Source organism: Parabacteroides sp. FAFU027 (assembly GCF_022808675.1).
Taxonomy (GTDB): Bacteria; Bacteroidota; Bacteroidia; order Bacteroidales; family UBA7332; genus CAXXIC01.
Map to the genome: position 1 here is coordinate 104,460 of NZ_JAKZKV010000003.1, position 21,480 is coordinate 125,939.

General features: G+C 44.6%; 12 protein-coding genes, 2 tRNA genes and 2 pseudogenes. 15 read left to right on the forward strand and 1 reads right to left on the reverse strand.

What is annotated here, in order from left to right; all coding sequences use genetic code 11:
- Window positions 1–773 precede the first annotated feature (773 nt).
- Window positions 774–2,216: a T9SS type A sorting domain-containing protein gene (locus MLE17_RS05720; protein WP_243347800.1), complete on the reverse strand. Its 1,443-nt coding sequence runs from the start codon at window positions 2,214–2,216 to the stop codon at window positions 774–776.
- 312 nt (window positions 2,217–2,528) lie between these two features.
- Here MLE17_RS05720 and MLE17_RS05725 point away from each other — a divergent pair.
- From MLE17_RS05725 to MLE17_RS05800, 15 genes and pseudogenes are all read left to right on the forward strand, one after another.
- Window positions 2,529–4,013, forward strand: a pseudogene (locus tag MLE17_RS05725) (MGH1-like glycoside hydrolase domain-containing protein); the annotation flags it as partial.
- Between the two features lie 63 nt (window positions 4,014–4,076).
- A pseudogene (locus tag MLE17_RS05730) lies at window positions 4,077–7,989 on the forward strand (family 78 glycoside hydrolase catalytic domain).
- A 149-nt stretch (window positions 7,990–8,138) separates the two neighbouring features.
- Entirely contained in the window at window positions 8,139–9,725 is a 1,587-nt protein-coding gene (locus MLE17_RS05740) for a glycoside hydrolase family 28 protein (protein WP_410795599.1), read from the forward strand.
- Between the two features lie 63 nt (window positions 9,726–9,788).
- The gene (locus MLE17_RS05745) at window positions 9,789–10,022 is read left to right on the forward strand and encodes a hypothetical protein (protein WP_243347802.1); all 234 of its coding nucleotides are present in this window, start codon (window positions 9,789–9,791) and stop codon (window positions 10,020–10,022) included.
- A 42-nt stretch (window positions 10,023–10,064) separates the two neighbouring features.
- Window positions 10,065–11,441: a DUF4974 domain-containing protein gene (locus MLE17_RS05750; protein WP_243347803.1), complete on the forward strand. Its 1,377-nt coding sequence runs from the start codon at window positions 10,065–10,067 to the stop codon at window positions 11,439–11,441.
- A gap of 220 nt (window positions 11,442–11,661) precedes the next feature.
- The gene (locus MLE17_RS05755; RefSeq protein ID WP_243347804.1) at window positions 11,662–14,100 is read left to right on the forward strand and encodes a glycosyl hydrolase family 95 catalytic domain-containing protein; all 2,439 of its coding nucleotides are present in this window, start codon (window positions 11,662–11,664) and stop codon (window positions 14,098–14,100) included.
- A 24-nt stretch (window positions 14,101–14,124) separates the two neighbouring features.
- Window positions 14,125–14,937 (forward strand): SDR family oxidoreductase, encoded by an 813-nt coding sequence (locus MLE17_RS05760; protein WP_243347805.1) that lies wholly within the window; start codon window positions 14,125–14,127, stop codon window positions 14,935–14,937.
- A gap of 11 nt (window positions 14,938–14,948) precedes the next feature.
- A complete protein-coding gene (uxuA, locus tag MLE17_RS05765; protein ID WP_243347806.1) occupies window positions 14,949–16,127 on the forward strand; it encodes a mannonate dehydratase in 1,179 nt (392 codons plus the stop codon).
- 181 nt (window positions 16,128–16,308) lie between these two features.
- Entirely contained in the window at window positions 16,309–16,959 is a 651-nt protein-coding gene (locus MLE17_RS05770) for a MotA/TolQ/ExbB proton channel family protein (protein ID WP_243347807.1), read from the forward strand.
- A complete protein-coding gene (locus MLE17_RS05775) occupies window positions 16,956–17,351 on the forward strand; it encodes an ExbD/TolR family protein (RefSeq protein ID WP_243347808.1) in 396 nt (131 codons plus the stop codon). The genes MLE17_RS05770 and MLE17_RS05775 overlap by 4 nt, the downstream gene beginning before the upstream one ends.
- 158 nt (window positions 17,352–17,509) lie before the next feature.
- Complete coding sequence (locus tag MLE17_RS05780) at window positions 17,510–19,030, forward strand: PQQ-binding-like beta-propeller repeat protein (RefSeq protein ID WP_243347809.1); 1,521 nt, start codon at window positions 17,510–17,512, stop codon at window positions 19,028–19,030.
- 545 nt (window positions 19,031–19,575) lie between these two features.
- Window positions 19,576–19,649 (forward strand) — tRNA-Asp (locus tag MLE17_RS05785).
- Window positions 19,650–19,687: 38 nt separating this feature from the next.
- Window positions 19,688–19,951 carry a GIY-YIG nuclease family protein gene (locus MLE17_RS05790; RefSeq protein ID WP_243347810.1) on the forward strand — a complete coding sequence of 88 codons (264 nt, stop codon included), beginning with the start codon at window positions 19,688–19,690 and terminating at the stop codon, window positions 19,949–19,951.
- Window positions 19,952–20,164: 213 nt separating this feature from the next.
- Window positions 20,165–20,238, forward strand: a tRNA-Asp gene (locus tag MLE17_RS05795).
- Window positions 20,239–20,450: 212 nt separating this feature from the next.
- Window positions 20,451–21,479 (forward strand): agmatine deiminase family protein, encoded by a 1,029-nt coding sequence (locus MLE17_RS05800; RefSeq protein ID WP_243347811.1) that lies wholly within the window; start codon window positions 20,451–20,453, stop codon window positions 21,477–21,479.
- Window position 21,480 lies beyond the last annotated feature (1 nt).

The window sequence follows — 21,480 nt, forward strand, 5'->3', positions numbered from 1 at the left end:
AAGTTTAAAATGTTATTGAATATATTTTAGATAACACTTTTGCAAATATATAGAATTATAAATATCTCCACAAAATCAAATCAGAATAATTTTAATATAAGTAGAAATGTATTTAGACAATCAGGGTGTATTTCATCAAAAAGAGACTTGTTAAATTGTATATTAAATGTATATTTTCATCCAAAAAGACAGAAAGAGATTTATGCAATCAGGAGAGCGACGATGTTTTATAAATGTGAAACGGGTATCTTTCCAAGGACTAAACACCCATGAACACCCTATACGATAGGGATTTATACAAATAGAGCAGTTTCCCTACATAAGCCATTGACACAAGAATTCAACTCAATTGCTTAGCAAAATACCCTCATTGCTTGATGATCTTCGGTCATTGTTTGACGAATTTCCCCGATTGTTTGATGTAATTCTTCAATTGTTTGACGAAACTTCTTCATTGCTTGACCGAAATTCCTGATTGTTTCGTGATTCTTCTCAATTGCTTGATGTAATTCGTGTATTGTTATTAGTTTTACCCGTATATTTATTCACGCAAATAAAAATTACGACTGAAGCTGGAAGTTTGTAAAATGTTCGGAATTCATATATTCAACGTGCAGTTAAATCTATGGTGTATTAAAAAGAAAAGACTGTACTGACAACAACAATTGCGCTCCTTTTTATCATTATCCCCGATCTCGCGGTAAACTTTTACACAAAAAAGGGCTGAAAACTTACGCCTTCAGCCCTTCAACATCAAAAACATGTATATAAACCTATTGAACGATTATTTTTCCCCGTTGGATAACGGTTTTATCTTTCGTTACGCTCCAGAGGTAAAGACCTGACGATAAACCATCCCGGTTAAAGGATGTGATCGCGGAGGTAACGGGAATTATTTTTTGCACTTTTCCATCCATAGAGCAGAGAGTCAGCATCCATCCTGTCACGTCGGCCGGTTCCGACACGGATAACTTCGCCGATGTGATAACGGGATTCGGAGAAATGGTTACTTCCGGTGCAATTGTTGTTCCGGAGACACCCAGCAACTGCGATAGAAATGCCATGCCATCAATTTTAAGTACAGAACCGACATAACTAAGATCTCTGTGGTCCCAATGTGATGATGTAATCATAATATATGCCGAATCGGCTACAAAACTATCACCGGGTGTCATAACCGGCACCTCTACTCTTTTGTAAATGGCTGATGATTCCAATAAGACACCATTTCCACCCACCATCATATCGCCTTTCTTGAGCATGATAGTAAATGTGGCACTGTCGGTCAATGTAGCCGGGAAATATTTATAGTAAAATACAACGGCATCTTGCTTTATGTTGACTGGAAATCCATGACGGAATGTGGTCCTGCCATTGTTCCATTCTCCGATTTGCACCCATCCGTTTTGGGCATACGGGGTTCCGTTTTCATCTTGCCCCTGATAAGTGTTCAGCTCGAGTGCATAATTACCGGAATAGGCGTCCATTGTCCGCTCAACACCCATCTGTTCGCTGTTAGTGTTCCAGTTGTCGAGCAGTGGTTTGGTGGACATATTGACCCACCACTCAAAATCACCGTTCAGCGCCAGAGGTTGTGCCACTCCGGTCAGGCTGATGCTGTCAAACTGTGCCACACTGCCGGGAATTCCGTTATTTTTAAGCAGATTACTTGATGTTGCTACAAGAATCATCGTATCGGGCGCCTGAGTGAGCGGAGGATTAAAGGTAAATGAGAACGGCGTGTAAGCATCATGGACACCTCCCACGGGATAAAAATAGTGTGCAAAGCTTTTCCCGCCTTTCTTGAATACAACACCGACTAATGCCGAGTCTTTTGTGGCTACATTATATTTATAGCACCCTCTGATTCCGGTCGGCTTTTGGTCGTACGCCATACCGCCTTTCCAAACGGTAGGATCACCATTCCCTGTCTCTGATGCATTTGTAAACCAGCCTCCGACGGTATCACCCGATGCGGATATAAATGTAGAAACCTTAACCGCATACTGCCCATGGTAAGCATCGCTTGTCTTTACCACGTTGGGAACTTTCATTTTCTGCAAGGATTCGATGTTTGATGATACCGGGTAAGTGGTCGGTTGATCATAGGTAAGAATACTCCAGTTTTCAAAATCGCCATTCGGGATTATGTTCTGGGCTTTGATGGTGACAGCCATACTTATCACCAGGAAAATAAGGTAAACTTCTCTTTTCATAGTAACTGTATTTAAGGTGTTTAACTGTTATAACAGATAACAAAACGAAAAGTTAGCTGAAGTTGAATGATCCGAATCGACAGGGTAATAAATAGTTGCAATAGTGTCACTATTTGCTTCCGATAATTTGCAACCCTATTTCAACAAATCGTGTATTCCGGTGCTATTAAATGATTTTAAATTTGTAACTGCTAATTGCATCATACCTTTAAAATCATTTTTATGAAGAAAACAGTGTTGAGTTGCATGACTTTTGTACTTACCCTGGCATCGACTGTCGCGCAACAAAAGACAACGCCCGAAACTTTCATCAAACCCCAAAAGTCATTCGTCTTGAAGGCTGATAATTTCAAACACTATGCCGATTACTTCAATCGCATGGAGGATGAAAACATCGTTCAGGCTATCCCGAACGCTCAGGCATGGGACTGGATGAATGCTAATATTCCGTTGTTTGAATGTCCGCAGGATAATTTCCAAGAGATGTTCTACTATCGCTGGTGGAGCATCCGCAAACATATTAAAGTAACTCCCGTTGGTTATGCTTTTACCGAGTTTTTGGTAAACCGGACTTACGCTGACAAATATAACCTCATCAGCAGTGCACTCGGACATCACATCAGTGAGGCCCGTTGGTTGGCTGATCCGAAGTATCTCGACCAGAATGTGCACGTGTGGTACCGCGGTAACAACGGTAAATTGATGAATAAACTGCGTGGATTCAGCAGTTGGGTGGCCGCTGCGCTATATAATCGCTATCTTGCGGATGGAAATACAAAGTTTCTGACCGACATGTTGCCCGACCTTGAGACTGAATACGCCTTGTGGGAAGGCGATCACCGCACGGCAAACGGTATGTTCTGGCAATCGGATGTCAAAGACGGCATGGAGGAAACCATATCCGGCGGTCGTCGGGTAAAAAACAATCGCCCGACCATCAACAGTTACATGTATGGAAATGCCAAAGCGTTGGCCCAAATCGCTCTTTTGACCGGCGACAAAGCCAAAGCGGCCCGCTACGAAGCCAAAGCCGATACGCTGAAACACCTTATAGAAAGTCGCCTGTGGAATGCAAAGGATAATTTCTTTGAGACGCTTGAGGAAAAAGGTGATACGCTCGCCGATGCGCGTGAAGCGATTGGATTTATCCCGTGGTATTTTAATCTGCCATCGGCAAATAAAGGATTTGAAACAGCCTGGGCCCAGGTAAAAGACGAGAAAGGTTTCTCTGCTCCTTACGGTCTCACTACTGCCGAACGTCGTCACCCGTCATTCCGTACCCGTGGCGTAGGCAAATGTGAGTGGGATGGCGCTGTTTGGCCCTTTGCTACTTCGCAAACATTGACGGCGATGGCCAATCTGTTGAACAATTACAAGCAAAACGTAGTCGCTGATTCCGATTACTTCCATCATTTGGAGGTGTATGTAGAGTCTCAATACCACCGCGGTCGTCCATATATCGGTGAATATCTCGATGAAGTGACCGGATACTGGCTCAAAGGTGACCAGGAACGCAGTCGTTATTACAACCATTCGACCTTTAATGACCTCATCATTACCGGTCTTGTGGGTCTGCGTCCCCGTTCTGATAACAAAATCGAGATTAATCCTCTGGTTCCCGAAGGCAAATGGGCATGGTTCTGCCTGGATCGTGTACCCTACCACGGTAAAATAGTGACCGTCATCTGGGATAAAGACGGTTCGAAATATCAAAAAGGCAAAGGCCTTCAGGTATTGGTGAATGGTAAGAAGGTAGCTTCTTCGGATAAGTTGGAACGTATTGAAGGAAATTTATAATAATCGGACCAAACCTAACAGGTTTTTGAAACCTGTTAGGTTTATCTGTTCAATCTATTGAAAATGAAAAACACACGACTTCTTTTTTCTGTCCTGTTTTTTACTTTATTCATCAATCTGTTTGCGGCAAATGGCAGCGGCAACATCTCATTGTCATCGCTTCGATGCGAGATGATGACCAATCCACAGGGGATCGGCATTACTCATCCGCGTCTGAGCTGGGCGATTGCTTCCTCAGAGCGTGGCATCGTACAGACTGCTTACCGGATCGTGGTAGCATCATCAGCCCAGAAGCTGGCTGCCGGCGGCGACCTGTGGGATTCCGGTAAAATCGCCTCTTCACAAAGTACTTTTGTGCCTTATGCCGGTGCTGCTCTCTCCAGTAATCAGACTTGTTTCTGGAAAGTCAAAATTTATACATCCAAAGGAGAAAGTGACTGGAGTGCTCCGGCAACCTTCTCTACCGGATTGCTTTCTTCTAAAGAGTGGAAAGGTAAGTGGATCGGCCTCGATAAATCCTTTGCATGGGACAGTGCTAATGTGAAAATTTCCCGTTTGTCGGCCCGCTACTTCCGTAAAGAGTTTGCTTTGCCTAAAAAGATCAAACACGCATACGCTAATATCATTGGACTGGGGCTGTATGAGCTCTATATCAACGGGCAGCGTGTGGGTAAACAGGTGTTGGCTCCGGTTCCGACCAACTATTCGGCCGGTGTGAAGTTTAACACTTTCGACGTAACCACGTTGCTTCGCAATGGAAGTAATGCTGTAGGAACTATACTGGGTAATGGTCGCTTTTTCACCATGCGTCAGAACTTCAAACCGTATAAAATCCGCAACTGGGGCATGCCGCGTATGCTTTTCCAACTGGATGTGGAGTACACCGATGGCACCCGCCAGTTAATCGTGAGTGATGATAGCTGGAAAGTTACCTCTGACGGACCTATCCGTACCAATAACGAATACGACGGCGAAGAATACGACGCTACCAAAGAGATGCCGGGCTGGAACAAGACCGGTTTCAACGATAAGAAATGGGCTTCGGCCGAATTGGTAAAGGCTCCGGAAGGAAAAATAGAACCACAGCTTACTCCCAATATGCAGATTATGCAGATGGTGAAGCCGGTGGCTGTACTGCGAAGCAAGTCGGGCAAATACATTCTCGATATGGGACAGAATATGGCCGGCTGGTTGCGCATTTCTGTAAAAGGGAAAAAAGGTGACGAGGTCACTTTGCGTTTTGCAGAGTCTCTGGATGCCAATGGCGATGTTGATGTGGTTAATCTTCGCGATGCTCGGTCGAAAGACAAATATAAACTGAGCGGTAAAGGAATCGAAGTGTGGCAACCTCACTTTACCTATCACGGATTTCGTTATGTGGAAATCACAGGTTGGCCGGGTATCCCTGTAAAAGAGAATTTCGAGGGTCTGCTTATTTATGATGAAATGGCATCGGCAAGTTCGTTTACTTCAAGTGCCACTACACTTAACCAGATCTACCGCAACGCCTGGTGGGGAATTGCCAGCAATTACAAAGGAATGCCGGTCGATTGCCCGCAGCGCAACGAGCGTCAGCCGTGGCTGGGAGACCGTGGAACCGGATCGTATGGCGAAAGTTTCCTGTTTGATAACTACTCCGTTTACACCAAATGGCTCGATGATATCGAACAGTCGCAACGTGAGGACGGATCAATCCCCGATGTTTCCCCGGCTTACTGGAATTACTATTCTGACAATGTGACCTGGCCATCTACATTCCAGTTTGTGGCCGATATGATCTATCGCCAGTATGGTGATAAATCTCCGATTGTCGCTCACTATCCATCAATGAAAAAGTGGATGCAATATATGAGCAATAAGTATATGAAAGATTACATCATGACTAAGGATTCTTATGGAGACTGGTGTATGCCACCAGAGTCTCCGGAATTGATTCATGCTAAAGATTCGACCCGGCTTACAGACGGACAACTGATTGCTTCGGCATACTATTTCTATCTCTGCAATCTGATGGCTAAATTTGCAAGCTTATCGGGAAATGACGCCGATATTGCATACTATAATGATTTGGGCGAAAAGATAAAGACAGCTTTCAATGGTAAATTTTATAATCAGGATAAAGGTTATTACGGTAATAATACTGTTTCGGCTAACCTTTTCCCGTTTTACTTCGGCATGGTTCCCGCTGATAACAAAGCCCGTGTGCTCGATAATCTGATCAAAAAGATCACTATCGACAATAAAAGCCACATCAGCACCGGACTCGTGGGCGGACAGTGGATCATGCGTGGCCTCACCGAAACAGGTAATGCCAATCTGGCTTACACCATCGCAACGCAGCGTGATTACCCGAGCTGGGGGTACATGATCGAGAAAGGTGCTACCGCCATCTGGGAGTTGTGGAACGGTGATACTGCCAACAAATGGATGAATTCACAGAATCACGTGATGCTTTTGGGGGATTTGCTCATCTGGTATTACGAAAATCTGGCTGGTATTAAATCTGCTGAGCCGGGCTTTGCTACCGTGGAGATGAATCCTGCATTTCCGAAAGATCTCTCTTATGTAAATGCGTCATACGAATCTGTTTACGGAAAGATCGTCAGCGACTGGAAAAAGTCAGGCAATGAATTTACCTGGAATATCACCGTTCCGGCTAACACAAAAGCCATTGTTCACATTCCGTCATCTGCATCTAATCAGATCATGGAAAGTGGCAAAGCGGCTCTTTCTGCTGATGGAGTCAAATACCTTCATACCGAGAATGAGCGTGCTGTATTTGAAATTTCTTCCGGTGAATATCATTTTTCAGTAAAATAGAAATCAGAACGACATAAACCTAACAGGTTTCTGAAACCTGTTAGGTTTTGCCCTAAAACGAATTATGAAAAAAGCATTATCCATATCATTCCTTATAATCGTCGCTACTGTAACTCTCTTTGCTCAGGCGCGAATGAAGAAAAATGGCGTTTATGCCAATGAGTTTATTTACGAGCAGGCTCCATTTGTTGAGGCGCATGCTGCTACCATTGCCGAGACTCCGAAAGGCATTGTGACTGCCTGGTTCGGCGGAACCAAAGAGCGCAATCCGGATGTCTGCATCTACGTCTGTCGTCAGTTGCGCGACATGTGGGCGACTCCGGTGGAGGTGGCCAATGGCATCCAGCCCGATGGTTCCCGCAAGGCGTGCTGGAATCCGGTCTTGTTTCAGATTCCCGGTGGCGATTTGCTTCTTTTCTACAAAGTGGGGGAAGATGTGGCAGACTGGACGGGGTATGTGATTCGTTCCAAAGATAGCGGTATCTCCTGGTCGGCTCCGGAAGCTTTACCGGAAGGATTTCTCGGTCCAATCAAAAACAAACCGGTGATGTTGAAAAACGGAACCGTAATATGCCCGTCAAGTACTGAGGGGAAAAATGGCTGGAGAGTCCATTTTGAAATATCCACAGATAGTTGCAGGACCTGGAAGAAACTAGGCCCCATCAATGATGGCAAAGAGCTGGGGGCTATTCAGCCCAGCGTGCTGGAGTTGAAAGACGGTCGTCTGCAAATCCTTTGCCGCAGTAAGAACCGCGCCATCCTGCAATCGTTTTCTTCAGATAATGGCCTGACCTGGACCCCCATGGAGAAAACCTCTTTGCCCAACAACAATTCCGGCACCGATGCCGTAACATTGAAAGATGGCCGCACACTGCTGGTGTACAATCACGTTTTGCCTCCGGGCACTGAGACCAAAGGCGAGCGTACTCCGCTGAATGTGGCATTGTCGAAAGATGGAAAGACGTGGTATTCGGCTCTCACGCTTGAAGATGAGCCCGGACAATATTCTTACCCGTCAGTGATTCAGTCCAAAGACGGCATCGTTCATATCGTTTATACATGGAAACGCAAACGCATCAAATACGTTTCGCTCGACCCTTCTCATTTGAAGATGAAAAAGATTAAGAACGGGAAGTGGAGTGAGGTAAAATATTAGTGACCCCTCCCCATCCCTCCCCCAAGGGGTGGGAGAAAGAGAAGACTAATCAATAGTATTCTGCAAATATGCTTACAAGCCTGATTCCCCTCCTTGGAGGGGGTAGGGGTGGGTTGATAAATATCTGTGTGCTAATAATAATTCGTAAAATGAAATTCAAACATATTCTTTCAGTCCTTCTTCTGTTTTGTGTAACGGCAGCGTTTGCCAACCGAATCAATATCCTTGAGGCCGGTGGTAAAAACGACGGTAAGTTCAAAAACACAGCCGCTATCAAAAAAGCCATCGAAACACTTTCACGCAAAGGCGGCGGTACGCTCTATTTCCCTGCCGGAACCTATCTGACCGGTCCGATTGTGATGAAATGCAACATCACCCTTTATGTGGAAGCTGGTGCTACTCTGCTTTTCTCCGATAATTTCGAAGATTATCTTCCATACGTGGAAATGCGTTACGAAGGTGTGGTGATGAAAAGTTTCTGTCCACTTATCTATGCCTACGGTCAGGAAAATATCGCTATCATCGGTCGTGGTAAACTCGACGGCCAGGGCAAGAAATGGTGGTACGAACTCTTCCGCACCGAAGGCGAAGTGGATAAATATGGCGCTTTGAAGAATGTAGATAAATTCAACAAACTTTGGGATAAGGAAAATGCCGGATTGCCGGAACAAATGGCGCCCGACTACAAACGTGTAATTGCGCGTCGCTTCTTCCGCCCGCCATTTATCCAGCCTTATAAATGTAAAAACGTATTGATCGAAGGAGTGACAGTAACCAACTCGCCATTCTGGACTATCAATCCTGAGTTTTGTGAGAATGTGACCATTCATGCGGTGAATGTGATCAACAAACCGTCACCCAACACCGACGGGATTAATCCCGAATCGTGCAAGAATGTCCGTATCTCCGACTGCCACATCAGTGTGGGCGACGATTGCATCACGCTCAAATCGGGTCGTGACGAACAAGCCCGCAAGATCGGCGTTCCCTGCGAAAACATAACTATCACCAATTGCACCATGGAAAATGGTCACGGCGGTGTGGTGATTGGTAGCGAGATGTCGGGCGATGTGCGCAAGGTGACTATTTCCAATTGTGTGTTTGATGGAACCGACCGCGGTGTGCGTATCAAGTCGATGCGTGGTCGTGGCGGTAAGGTCGAAGATATTCGCATTGACAACATCGTGATGAATAACATCAAGAAGGAGGCGATCACCGTCAATCTGGTGTATGACGATACCAAACCGGAACCGGTTTCTGAAAAAACGCCGATCTTCCGCAACATCCACATCAGCAACCTGACCGGCACCAAAGTAAATATGGCATGTACCGTGATTGGTCTGGATGAAATGCCGATCAGCAATCTTACCTTTAATAATATAAATATTGAAGGTAAAACCGGATTCGAATTTACGATGGCGAAAGATATCGAACTCAATAATATTAATGTAGGTGTGGAAATGGGTGCTCCGTTTAAACTGAAAAATGTGGAAAACGTGATGCTGACCAATGTAAAAACCTCGACACCCAATGCGACAACACCGGTGATTAAAATCACGGATTCGAAAGATGTGCTGATGCAAAGCTGTTATCCCGTAGGCGGCAGCAAATCGTTCCTTCAATTGGAAGGCGCGAAATCGACCGGTATTATTTTGTCAAATAATTCTCTGGATCGCCTGATGAACAAGGTGGAATATGGCACAGGCGTAAAGGCCACCAGCATCATCATCCGGTAATATGGCTAAACCTCCAAGGTTTTGAAAACCTTGGAGGTTTGAGACCCCGACATCGCCGGTGTTATGCCCAACATCGCCATTGTTATGCTCTACACCGCCGTCGTCAAGCCCGACACTGCCACTGTAGAACTCAACATTGCCATTGTTGAGCATGATTTTGCCATTGTTGAGCATTACATCGCCACTGTTGAGCACAACACTGCCACTGACGAGCATTACATTGCCACCGTCGGGCATAACATTGGCATTGTAGAGCTTGACATCGGCATGGTCAGGCATGAAACCATAAACTACTGATCTATTTTCAAAGAAAACAGCGCTATAGCGTTTAAACTGATTATGAAAAAACACATTCTGATATTTGCCCTAATATTGTTTACCCTGACTGTCGTCAAAGCACAGGGTAAAGACCCATATACGAAGCCCCTCAAAGAGGTGCTGAAAGAGGTAGAAGTCCGTTTCAACGTAACCATTAAATTCGATGAAAAGATGGTGGCTGACCGTTGGGTGACCAAGGCTCCGTGGCGTTTCCGCGCTTCGATGGAGAAAACGTTGACCAACATCCTCATGCCGCTGGAACTGTCGTGGGCAAAGTCGAATGGAAAATATAAGGTAAAAGATTACGAACCTCACCGCTGGACAGTCGAAGATGGCAAACAAAAACTCGACTCGCTGGCTGCGAAGTATCATGACGTAGCATCTTGGGAAAAGCGCAAAGCCGAACTCAAACCCTGCCTGTTTGAGGCGTTGCACCTCTCGCCGCTACCTGCAATACCAAACTCTAAACCAATACTGACCCCGTTGCGCAAGTTTGACGGATATACTGTTCAAAACATTGGGTTGGAAGTCCTTACGGGAGTTTATGTGTGTGGCTCCATCTATCGTCCGGCTGTTGCGAAAGGCAAAATCCCCGGCATGCTCTGTCCGAACGGTCACTGGGGTGACGGGCGTTACCGTACCGACCAGCAGTACCAATGCGCCATGCTGGCCCGCCTCGGTATCGTGGCCATCAGTTACGACCTTTTTGCCTGGGGCGAGTCCCTGCTTCAGTTCGATGGCAAGGATCACCGCACCACGGTAGCAATGACTATGCAGACGCTCAACAGCATTCGGCTGCTCGATTATTTGTCTTCATTAAAGGAAATAGATAAAAACCGCATCGGGGTGACCGGCGGTTCCGGTGGCGGCAGCCTGACCGAGTTGATGAATGCACTTGACGAACGCGTGAAACTGAGTGTGCCGGTCGTCTCGCTATCAAGCTACTTCTACGGCGGTTGTCCCTGTGAAAGCGGCCTGCCCATCCACTTCTGCGGTGGCGGTACCAACAACGACGAGCTGACTGCCTTTGCGGCACCCAAGCCTCAGTTGGTCATTTCCGACGGTAGCGACTGGTCGGCCGATGTGCCGACAATTGACTTCCCTTACCTGAAGCGTACTTATGGCTTTTATGGAAAAGCCGATAATGTCGAAAATGTGCATTTGCCCAAAGATGGTCACGACTACGGCGCTACCAAACGTTTCCCGATGTACGAATTCGTTGCGAAGCATTTTGGCCTCGATATCAATAGGATCAAAGATGCCAATGGTAAAATTGACGAATCGAAAGTGAAGCTGGAGCCTTATCCTGCTATGTATGTATTTGGTGAAAAGGGAGAAAAACTCCCGAAAAATGCTATCAAAGGAATCGATAATCTGAAGAAATTATTGGGAATGTAGATGATATCAATACTCCAATTCTTGGCGGGTTAGCCGTTAAAAGACATTATTCGGAGTACCTGATTCCCCTCCTTGGAGGGGAGCTAAGAGAGTTTTGTGACACATGTTTTTGCTTAATAAACTTCATTTCTATGAAACGAGCATGAACAAATGTTCACCAAAGAGCATGGCATTATATGCGAGTTCCATATGTGGCCAAAACAAAAATAAATAATGACATATGAAAAAACACATCCTCATATTATCCTCACTCATCTTAACCCTCGGTCTGCAAGCCGCCGACTTGCGTCTCTGGTACAACCGTCCGGCCGAAAACTGGAATGAAGCACTTCCGCTTGGTAATGGTCGTCTGGCTGCAATGATATACGGAGTTCCGGCCATCGAACACCTCCAACTTAACGAAGAGTCCGTCTGGGCAGGCGGTCCCAACAATAACGCCAACCCCGATGCCCTGAAAGCCATTCCGGAAATCAGCAAACTGATTTTCGAAGGGAAATACAAAGAGGCTGAAGATATGGCCAACGATAAAGTGATGGCGAAAACCAACAGCGGTATGCCCTACCAGTCAGTGGGTGATTTGTACATCAACTTCCCTGGTCATCTCAACTATACCGATTACATCCGCGACCTCGATATTAGCAAAGCCGTTGCTTCGGTCAGCTATACGGTCAACGGTGTCCGTTATCATCGCGAATCCTTTGTGTCGTTTACCGACCAAGTGATGATTGTGAGGTTTACAGCCGACCGTCCGGGCAGCATCAGTTGCAACATCATGCTCGACCCTGCTCAGGAAAAATACGACTGGTCAATGAGTGATAATTCCATCATCATGACCGGCAAAACCGATGCACATGAGAAAAACTCCGGTAAGGTAAAATACCAGACCCGCATCAAGGCACTTAATGACGGAGGTTCACTTTTGGCCAAAAACAACATTATCTCGGTGGAGAAAGCCAATACACTGACCCTCTACATCTCTATTGCCACCAATTTCAAAAACTACAAAGAGCTGACCGAAGACGAGCAGGCGAAATGCCTGGCGTATATGAATAAAGCATTTGGTCGTGATTACGATAAAGTAAAAAGCGAGCACATCGCATTTTATCAAAAACAATTCAATCGCGTTTCCCTGAATCTCGGAGAAACCGATGCTGTCAGCAAACCCATTGACGAGCGCATTCGTGATTTTGCCAAAGTGAATGACCCGCAATTGGCTGCGCTCTATTTTCAGTTTGGCCGCTATCTGCTTATCAGTTCTTCCCAACCCGGGTGCCAGCCAGCCAACCTTCAGGGAAAATGGTGTAATCAGCTCTTACCGGCATGGGACAGCAAATACACCACCAACATCAATGCCGAAATGAACTACTGGCCGGCTGAGGTCACCAACCTCTCTGAACTACAGGATCCATTCTTCCAAATGGTGCGTGAAGTAGCCGAATCCGGCAAAGAGACTGCTAAAATTATGTACGGGGCACGCGGTTGGGTGCTTCATCACAATACCGACATCTGGCGCATTACCGGAGCCGTGGATCGTGCCACATCGGGCATGTGGTCAACCGGTGGCGCTTGGCTCTCCAATCACCTGTGGGAACGTTACCGCTACACCGGTGACCGGAAGTTTTTGCAAGCTGCCTATCCAATCATGAAAGGTGCAGCGCAATTTTTCCTCGATGTAATGGTGGAAGAACCCAAACACCATTGGTTGGTGCTGACTCCGGCTACTTCACCGGAGAATGTTCCGGCAGGTCACAATTCCAATATCACCGCCGGTTGCACGATGGATAACCAGCTGATATTTGACCTGTTTACCAATCTGAAAGAAGCGGAAGCTATTCTCAAAGTCGACAAAGCATTTGGCGATACACTACAAACTGCTTTATCTAAAATGGCTCCGATGCAGATCGGCCGATTTGGTCAGCTTCAGGAGTGGATGAACGACTGGGATGATCCGCACGATATTCACCGTCACGTTTCCCACCTATGGGGACTTTTCCCGGGCAATCAGATTTCACCGTATCGTTCTCCTGAGTTGTTCGATGCTGCCCGCACCTCACTGATTCATCGTGGGGATCCTTCCACCGGATGGTCTATGGCGTGGAAAATCTGTTACTGGTCGCGCCTGCTCGATGGCGATCATGCCTATAAGTTATTGCAAAACCAGCTCGATTTAGTTACCGCTGATCAGAAGAAAAAAGGCGGGACCTACGCCAATCTGTTTGATGCCCACCCGCCTTTTCAGATTGATGGGAATTTCGGTTGCACTGCAGGTATCACCGAAATGCTGATGCAGAGCCATGACGGATTTGTATTTATCCTACCCGCGTTGCCATCTGTTTGGAAAAATGGAGAAATCAAAGGAATCATTGCCCGTGGCGGATTCGAGCTTTCCTATTTCTGGGAAAATGGTGCATTGAAAAAGCTTACTGTGCTTTCAAAAGCAGGAGGAAATCTCCGACTGAGAGTGCTCACACCGATTAAAGGAAAAGGATTGAAAGCTGCCAAAGGTGAAAATCCGAATCCAATCTTTGCGGTGCAAACCATCAAAAAGCCATTGATCTCTGAAAAAGCGAAACTCAATCCGGTGAACTTAAAGAAAACATATCTCTATGATGTTGCTACGCTTCCCGGACAAACTCTCGTCTTCGAAGCAATTAAATAAGAATTCAATTAAACGTAAGATATAATGAAAAATCTATTCAGCGTAAAAGATAAAGTAGTCCTCATCACCGGTGGCACCGGGGTGCTGGGCTCCTGTATGGTTCACCATTTTGCTGAACAAGGGGCAAAGGTGGTATTCTTTGGCCGTAATCCCGAAGCAGGTCATAAGCTGGAATCTGAAGTTAAAGAGAGTGGTTTTGAATCCCTTTTCCTTCAGGCAGATGTACTTGACAGAAATCGTTTGGAAGAATGTTACGATGAAATTCTGAATCGTTTCGGACGCATCGATGTGCTGATTAATGGAGCAGGTGGCAATATGCAGGGGGCAACCATCCCTCCCGATAAAACGATTTTTGATTTGGATCTGGGGGCTTTTGAGAAAGTGGTAGACCTTAACCTTTATGGAACTATTCTTCCGACCATGGTATTTTCATTAGCGATGTCCCAACAGAAAGAAGGGGTAATTATCAATATCGCTTCCGAGTCTGCCATTCGCCCATTGACCCGTGTGTGCGGTTACGGAACAGCTAAAGCAGCAGTAGTAAATTTCACCCAATATTTAGCCGGAGAGTTAGCTTCCAAATTTGGTGCTGGTCTTCGTGTAAATGCTGTTGCACCGGGCTTCTTCCTGACCGAACAAAACCGTACTCTGTTGACCAATCCTGACGGTTCATACACAGAACGCGCCAAAACAATTATTGTACATACCCCGTTTGGACGGTTCGGAAAACCTGAAGAGTTGTTGGGAACCATGCAATATCTGGCAAGTGATGCCTCCAAATTTGTGACCGGCACACTGCTTGTTGTGGATGGCGGATTTGATGCATTTTCAATATAAAATAAATCATTATGATACTTTGTAAACAATCCTGGCGCTGGTACGGTCCGAATGACCCTGTAAGCCTGTGGGATATCCGTCAGGCAGGCGCAACCGATGTGGTAAACGCTTTACACCATATTCCCAATGGTGAAGTCTGGACCGTTGAGGAAATTCAGAAGCGCAAAGACCTGATTGCAGAAGCAGGTCTTATCTGGTCTGTAGTAGAAAGTGTTCCCGTTCACGAACACATCAAAACGCAGACCGGAGATTTTCAGAAATATATAGAAAATTACAAAGAGAGTCTTCGCAATCTGGCAAAATGCGGTATCTATATCGTTACTTACAACTTTATGCCAGTGCTTGACTGGACCCGCACCGACCTGGCTTACACCATGCCGGACGGTTCGAAAGCGCTTCGATTCGAACGTGCTGCTTTTGTGGCTTTTGACCTCTTCATTCTGAAACGCCCGAATGCAGAAAAAGATTACACCGAGGCTGAGATTGAAAAGGCAAAAGCCCGTTTTGCCGAAATGACGGATGCCGATAAAGAGTTGTTGACCCGCAATATGATTGCAGGTTTGCCTGGCTCGGAAGAGAGCTTTACAGTACAGCAATTCCAGCAAGCGCTCGATCGTTACGATGGAATTGATGCGGCTAAATTGAGAGATAATCTCATTTATTTCCTGCGTGAAATAGCTCCGGTTGCTGATGAAACGGGAATTAAGCTGGTCATTCACCCCGATGACCCACCTTATACTATTTTGGGGTTGCCACGTATATTGAGTACAGCTCAGGATGTGCGTGACCTGATTGCCGCAGTTCCTAACGAGTCAAACGGACTTTGCCTCTGTACCGGTTCGTTCGGTGTTCGCAGCGACAACGAACTGGCAGCGATGATGACCGAGTTTGGTGACCGCATTAACTTCGTGCACTTCCGCAGTACCAAACGTGACGAGGAAGGAAACTTCTACGAAGACAATCACCTCGAAGGCGATGTGGATATGTTCGGTGTGATGAAGGCTTTCCTTGAGCTACAGCAACGTCGTGGCGTATCTATTCCGATGCGTCCAGACCACGGCCACCAGATGATTGACGACCTGAAAAAGAAGACCAATCCGGGCTATTCCTGTATCGGACGTCTTCGTGGCCTGGCTGAGCTGCGAGGTCTGGAAATGGGGATTGCGAAATCTTTATTCAGCAATAAATAATTGCATTTTCCGTATTATAAAGGAGAAGTCACAAAGGCTTCTCCTTTTTTAATTTAGACGGGCAGGGGTTTAGCTTAAATAACTTGTATTTGTGATTAATTCGGCTTAATTTTGCCCGACTTAAAAAGAGAAATCTTTTTCCCTGAAACATAATAACATTAATCAGTAAATCAATTCGTTTATGGTTATTCTTGCAGATTTAACGGTAACACAACCGACAGCCGGAGGCATTTCATTATTAGAATTATTAGTGAAAGGCGGGGTGATTATTATCCCAATTATTTTGTTGTCATTTCTCACCATATACATATTCGTTCAAAAGCTTCTTTTCATTTCCAAAAACTCAAAAGTAGAACGTGATTTTACCAACCGAATCCTTCGCGAATTGGAAAAAGGGAAGATAGATGAGGCGTTGCATGTTTGTCGCAACAACAATTCGATGGGTAAAATATTTGAAAGTGGCGTTCAGTTTGTAGGAAAGCCGGTTCGTGAGATTGAAGCTATCATGGAAACCTCAGCTAACGTCGAGATTTCTAAGATGGAAAAACATACTGCATATCTCGGAATCATTGCCGGGGTGGCTCCTATGCTTGGATTCATTGGTACAATTGCCGGGGTAATCACCATTTTCTATAATATCTCGATGAGTGATAATATTAGTATTGGTGTGATTTCTGACGGTTTGTATAAAAAGATGGTATCCAGTGGAACCGGTTTGCTAGTTGGGGTTGTAGCCTATGCCTGCTATCACTACCTGCAAATGCAGATTGACAAATTCATGCACAAACTGCAGGAAGAGGAACTACATTTCATTAAATCCATTCAGCAATGAAACTCAGACGCAATAAACATTTCCAGCCGGAGGTAAGTACATCGTCACTCAATGACATTATGTTCTTCCTTTTGCTGTTCTTCCTGATTATTTCCACGTTGAGCAATCCTAACGTCATCAAGATATTGCTTCCTAAAGCAAAATCTGCTCAAAAGATGAACAAACAACAGGTGACACTCACCGTTTCGGAAGAAAAAAAATATTATATCGACCAGAAGGAAGTACCTTTCGACCAACTGGAGAGCGCTCTACAAACCAAACTCGCAGGCATTGAATCTCCTACCGTTGTACTTCGCTGTTCTCCCAAACTCAATATCCAGGATTTGGTGGACGTAATGCAAATCGGAACCTCTCTCAAGGTGAAAATGGTGCTGGCAACTCAAAAGACATAACTGTTACATCAGTATAGTAACCCGGAAATCACTATTGATTTTCGGGTTTTTTTTGCCATTATATAGCCATTACACTGAAATGTCATGCAGCATCTTCTTATTAGCTACCGTCTTTTAAACATTGATTACTATTGACCTTATAAAAGAGGAATAAGAAAATGCAACGTTTATACACTATTTTATCTGTCTGGATAATTTGCCTATCAGCTTTTACGCAATCGTTTATCAGCACAGAAACTCTTTGTGGTAAGAAATACATTGATGGTTCTTATTTTAGTGCCAGAGAAATTTCATTTGCCCTCAAAATAAAACGGCTGACTGTATTAGCTGATTCCAATTTACTGATTGTAGAAACTACGTCCTCCAATTCATCTATTGCCGGTAACCCTACCGGACAATTGGTTGTATATGATCTTACCCGTAATAATATTCTCTGGAAAAAAAAGACCAATCCAACAGAGGACAGGATATTTACTACCGACAACTCTGTAATCGTATCGTCACCAGGTATTGCTATAGCCTATAATCTCTTTTCCGGAAATCAAGTATGGAAATCAAACAAGTATATCTACGATGTTTTTCCGGCACAACATATCGCTTTAGCCCGTATCTCTGATAAAATTGGAGCAATTGGTCTCGATGATGGGAAAAAGAAATGGACTAGAAAAGTATCGGACAGAAATGGTATCAACGACTTATTTCTTTACAATGACTCCACATTGATGCTGGCATCGGACGGATTACATTCCATAGATACACATACTGGAGGAGGATGGGATATAGATATGAAAACCAGTAAAAAAGATTATACTGCGTCAATATTACTCACAACTATCAATGTACTGCTTTCAGCAGCCACGGGAGACGGATATACGACTGTCCCCCCTACTCAATATACCGATATAGTTTCCAACGTTTGCTATGACAAGAATGTCTTTTATCTGGCCGGTAAAGAGAAATTAGTGGCGGTCGATGAAATGGGTAATAATCTTTGGCAAATGAATCTACCTAAAAGACAGACGACCAAATCAACCCTTTTTGTAAATGACAAGCAGTTATTTCTCCTTAACCGCGGATATGCATTTGAGGAAGGGAATCGAACGGATCTCGGACTGGCGTTTTTGGCTGGTTATGACAAAGAGTCGGGGAAACAGGTATATTTTAGCACGATGGAAAAAAGTGAAATGGTTATTGATCATGTTTTTCACAACGATGAGATTACCCTACTGGACTCCCGCAAAATATTTTCCTACGATATGAAATCCGGAAAAAGATTATCCGAACACACATTTTCCTTAAACAAGAATGAAGTTGCATTAAGATTTGTGCCTCCTACATTATGCAAACAACTTGCTGATTCAATATGGAATAACCTTATCGACACTGAAATCTCGCATTATTTCGTAGTCACCAACCAAGGTAGAGTGATTGAACTGGACAGTACTTTTAACATTCTAAATTCATTTCCGGAAACTGAATTCTACACTCAATATTTTGACACTAAAGACTACCGCCTTATCGCACAAAATCGCACTACTTTAGTGATAGATAATAATGGTCGGAGCATTGCAGAGCTCCCGGCTAATAACCAGGCTTTTGTGGTCGGAAATTTCCTATTTACATTTGATGAGAATATAGTCCGGATTATAAATATTGAATCACTCTTCAGAAATCGCTGAGCGTTGATTTCTCATGTAGCTTTTAGTGCATTTCTCTATTCTTATTCATTATTACATCATTGCTCATTCAATAGTCATTAAAGGGAAAAGAAAGGATAAAACCCTGATAACATCCTTATATTTCCCTGAAGAAACCCAGATAAAACCTATCTATAAGGATGGGGTTTATCTCCGGTTTATTGGGGTTATGCCTGGTATTCTATTGCATGAATAACCTTAATTCCCCATGAATAGCTGCTGAATTCCCCTCGAATTACCACCGAAGAACGGAAATAATGAGTAATCCTTAAGCTATTTTTCTACCGCCTTTTCAGAGCAAAATAAAGTTACTTTATTTTCCGATTCACCCATTAAACATTTCTCCCTAAAAAAACTGAGATTCGGCATTAAATTATTCTCAAAACAAATACTCCTATTCCTCAGACAGTTAATAAAGATCGCTATCATAATAACTTAAATCAGCTACTATTTTTTCAAATCAGATTTGCATAGTTAAAATATTGGCTCTATCTTTGCAACGCGATTGAGAAAAACGATTGCTCCACGGTGTGGTAGTTCAGCTGGTTAGAATACCTGCCTGTCACGCAGGGGGTCGCGGGTTCGAGTCCCGTCCATACCGCTAAAAGCAGCTTAAATTATTAAGCTGCTTTTTTTATTATGCCATATTTTGTCTATATATTACAATCAACTGTAGATCAAAGCTATTATAAAGGATTTACAGAAGATATTGCTAAGCGACTGGAACAACACAATAATGGTGAAAGTCGCTATACTAGTCGAAAAATGCCTTGGCAATTGGTATATTTAGAGGAATTACCATCCAAACGCGAAGCTTTGATTCGTGAAAAACAGATAAAACGTTACAACTCCATTTATTTGCGCGAACTCATATCTAAGTATAAACAAAATTCAGATGGTTAGAAGACCGGCCTGTCATCTCGCCTGTGGCGAGACGGGTTCGAGTCCCGTCCATACCGCAAAAAGGAAGTCGAAAGGCTTCCTTTTTTGTTTTCAATAACTCTTGATTTTGAAGTTTACAATACAATTATATTTCAACTTTGATAGGACATAATTTGCATAGTTAAAATATTGGTTCTATCTTTGCAACGCAATTGAGAAACACAATTGCTCCACGGTGTGGTAGTTCAGCTGGTTAGAATACCTGCCTGTCACGCAGGGGGTCGCGGGTTCGAGTCCCGTCCATACCGCAAAAAGGAAGTCGAAAGGCTTCCTTTTTTTGTTTCCGATAATTCTATTTACAACTTACTGAAAACAGGTTTTGAAGTGCGCTAAATCCCTTTGCGTTTTATCATCTTCGCGTTCAATACAGACCAATAACACTCTCTTTCTGCTTTATAGCCAAATCGTGCTTTTTTCGTACTTTTGCATTCCGATAACTTATTGACATCATATAAAGAACATGACATCTCCCCAAATCATATTTCCAGCCGAATGGGCGCCGCAAAGCGCCGTTCAACTGACGTGGCCGCACGAGAACACAGACTGGTGCGATATGCTCGACGAAGTGATTCCCTGCTTTGTGAATATTGCCCGCGAAGTAACTCGTCGCCAGAAACTGATTATCGTTTGTCACGACATCAATGAGGTGAAACTGCAGTTGGGCGAAATCTCCCTGGACAATATCATCTTCCGTCAAATGGAGACCAACGATACCTGGGCGCGTGACCACGGAGCCATTTCCGTTTTGATGGATGGAAAGCCAACTATACTTGATTTTACTTTCAACGGTTGGGGAATGAAGTTTGCCGCTAATCACGACAACCAGATTACGAAGAAACTTTATGCAACGAATGTCTTTGCACCGGAAGTAAAATATGAAAACCGGTTGCGCTTCGTATTGGAAGGGGGAAGCCTGGAGTCGGATGGAAAAGGCGTGCTGCTGACCACTTCCGAATGTTTGTTGTCGGAAAACCGCAACAACATGTCCCGCGAGGAGATGGAGCAATACCTGAAAGAGAATCTCGGTCTGCATACCATCCACTGGCTCGACCACGGTTATCTGGCCGGAGACGATACCGACAGTCACGTGGATACCTTGGCTCGCTTGTGCAGTGAGTCGGTGATTGCTTATGTCAAATGCGACGACACCACCGATGAGCATTATTCTGCCCTCAAAAAGATGGAAGAGGAGCTGCTACAACTTCGTCAAACCAATGGACAGCCCTACGAGTTAATCGCCTTACCCATGGCTGATGCGGTCTATTGTGAAGAGGAACGCATTCCGGCCACGTATGCGAATTTCCTGATTATAAACGGAGCGGTACTGTTGCCTACCTACGATTCCCCGAAAGATGCAATCGCCATCAGTCAACTGCAAAAAGCATTTCCAGACCGAGAGATTATCGGAATCAATTGCCTGTCGCTCATCAAACAGCACGGTTCATTGCATTGCGTGACGATGCAATACCCGGCGGGATTTGTTTTGTAAA

What these genes read in the sequence shown, in the direction of transcription:
- uxuA (WP_243347806.1), top strand. Translation starts at nt 14,949, where the DNA reads ATGATACTTTGTAAACAATCCTGGCGCTGGTACGGTCCGAATGACCCT.
- MLE17_RS05750 (WP_243347803.1), top strand. Translation starts at nt 10,065, where the DNA reads ATGAAAAAACACATTCTGATATTTGCCCTAATATTGTTTACCCTGACT.
- MLE17_RS05790 (WP_243347810.1), top strand. Translation starts at nt 19,688, where the DNA reads ATGCCATATTTTGTCTATATATTACAATCAACTGTAGATCAAAGCTAT.
- MLE17_RS05720 (WP_243347800.1), bottom strand. Translation starts at nt 2,216, where the DNA reads ATGAAAAGAGAAGTTTACCTTATTTTCCTGGTGATAAGTATGGCTGTC.
- MLE17_RS05780 (WP_243347809.1), top strand. Translation starts at nt 17,510, where the DNA reads ATGCAACGTTTATACACTATTTTATCTGTCTGGATAATTTGCCTATCA.
- MLE17_RS05745 (WP_243347802.1), top strand. Translation starts at nt 9,789, where the DNA reads ATGCCCAACATCGCCATTGTTATGCTCTACACCGCCGTCGTCAAGCCC.
- MLE17_RS05770 (WP_243347807.1), top strand. Translation starts at nt 16,309, where the DNA reads ATGGTTATTCTTGCAGATTTAACGGTAACACAACCGACAGCCGGAGGC.
- MLE17_RS05775 (WP_243347808.1), top strand. Translation starts at nt 16,956, where the DNA reads ATGAAACTCAGACGCAATAAACATTTCCAGCCGGAGGTAAGTACATCG.
- MLE17_RS05755 (WP_243347804.1), top strand. Translation starts at nt 11,662, where the DNA reads ATGAAAAAACACATCCTCATATTATCCTCACTCATCTTAACCCTCGGT.
- MLE17_RS05740 (WP_410795599.1), top strand. Translation starts at nt 8,139, where the DNA reads ATGAAATTCAAACATATTCTTTCAGTCCTTCTTCTGTTTTGTGTAACG.
- MLE17_RS05760 (WP_243347805.1), top strand. Translation starts at nt 14,125, where the DNA reads ATGAAAAATCTATTCAGCGTAAAAGATAAAGTAGTCCTCATCACCGGT.
- MLE17_RS05800 (WP_243347811.1), top strand. Translation starts at nt 20,451, where the DNA reads ATGACATCTCCCCAAATCATATTTCCAGCCGAATGGGCGCCGCAAAGC.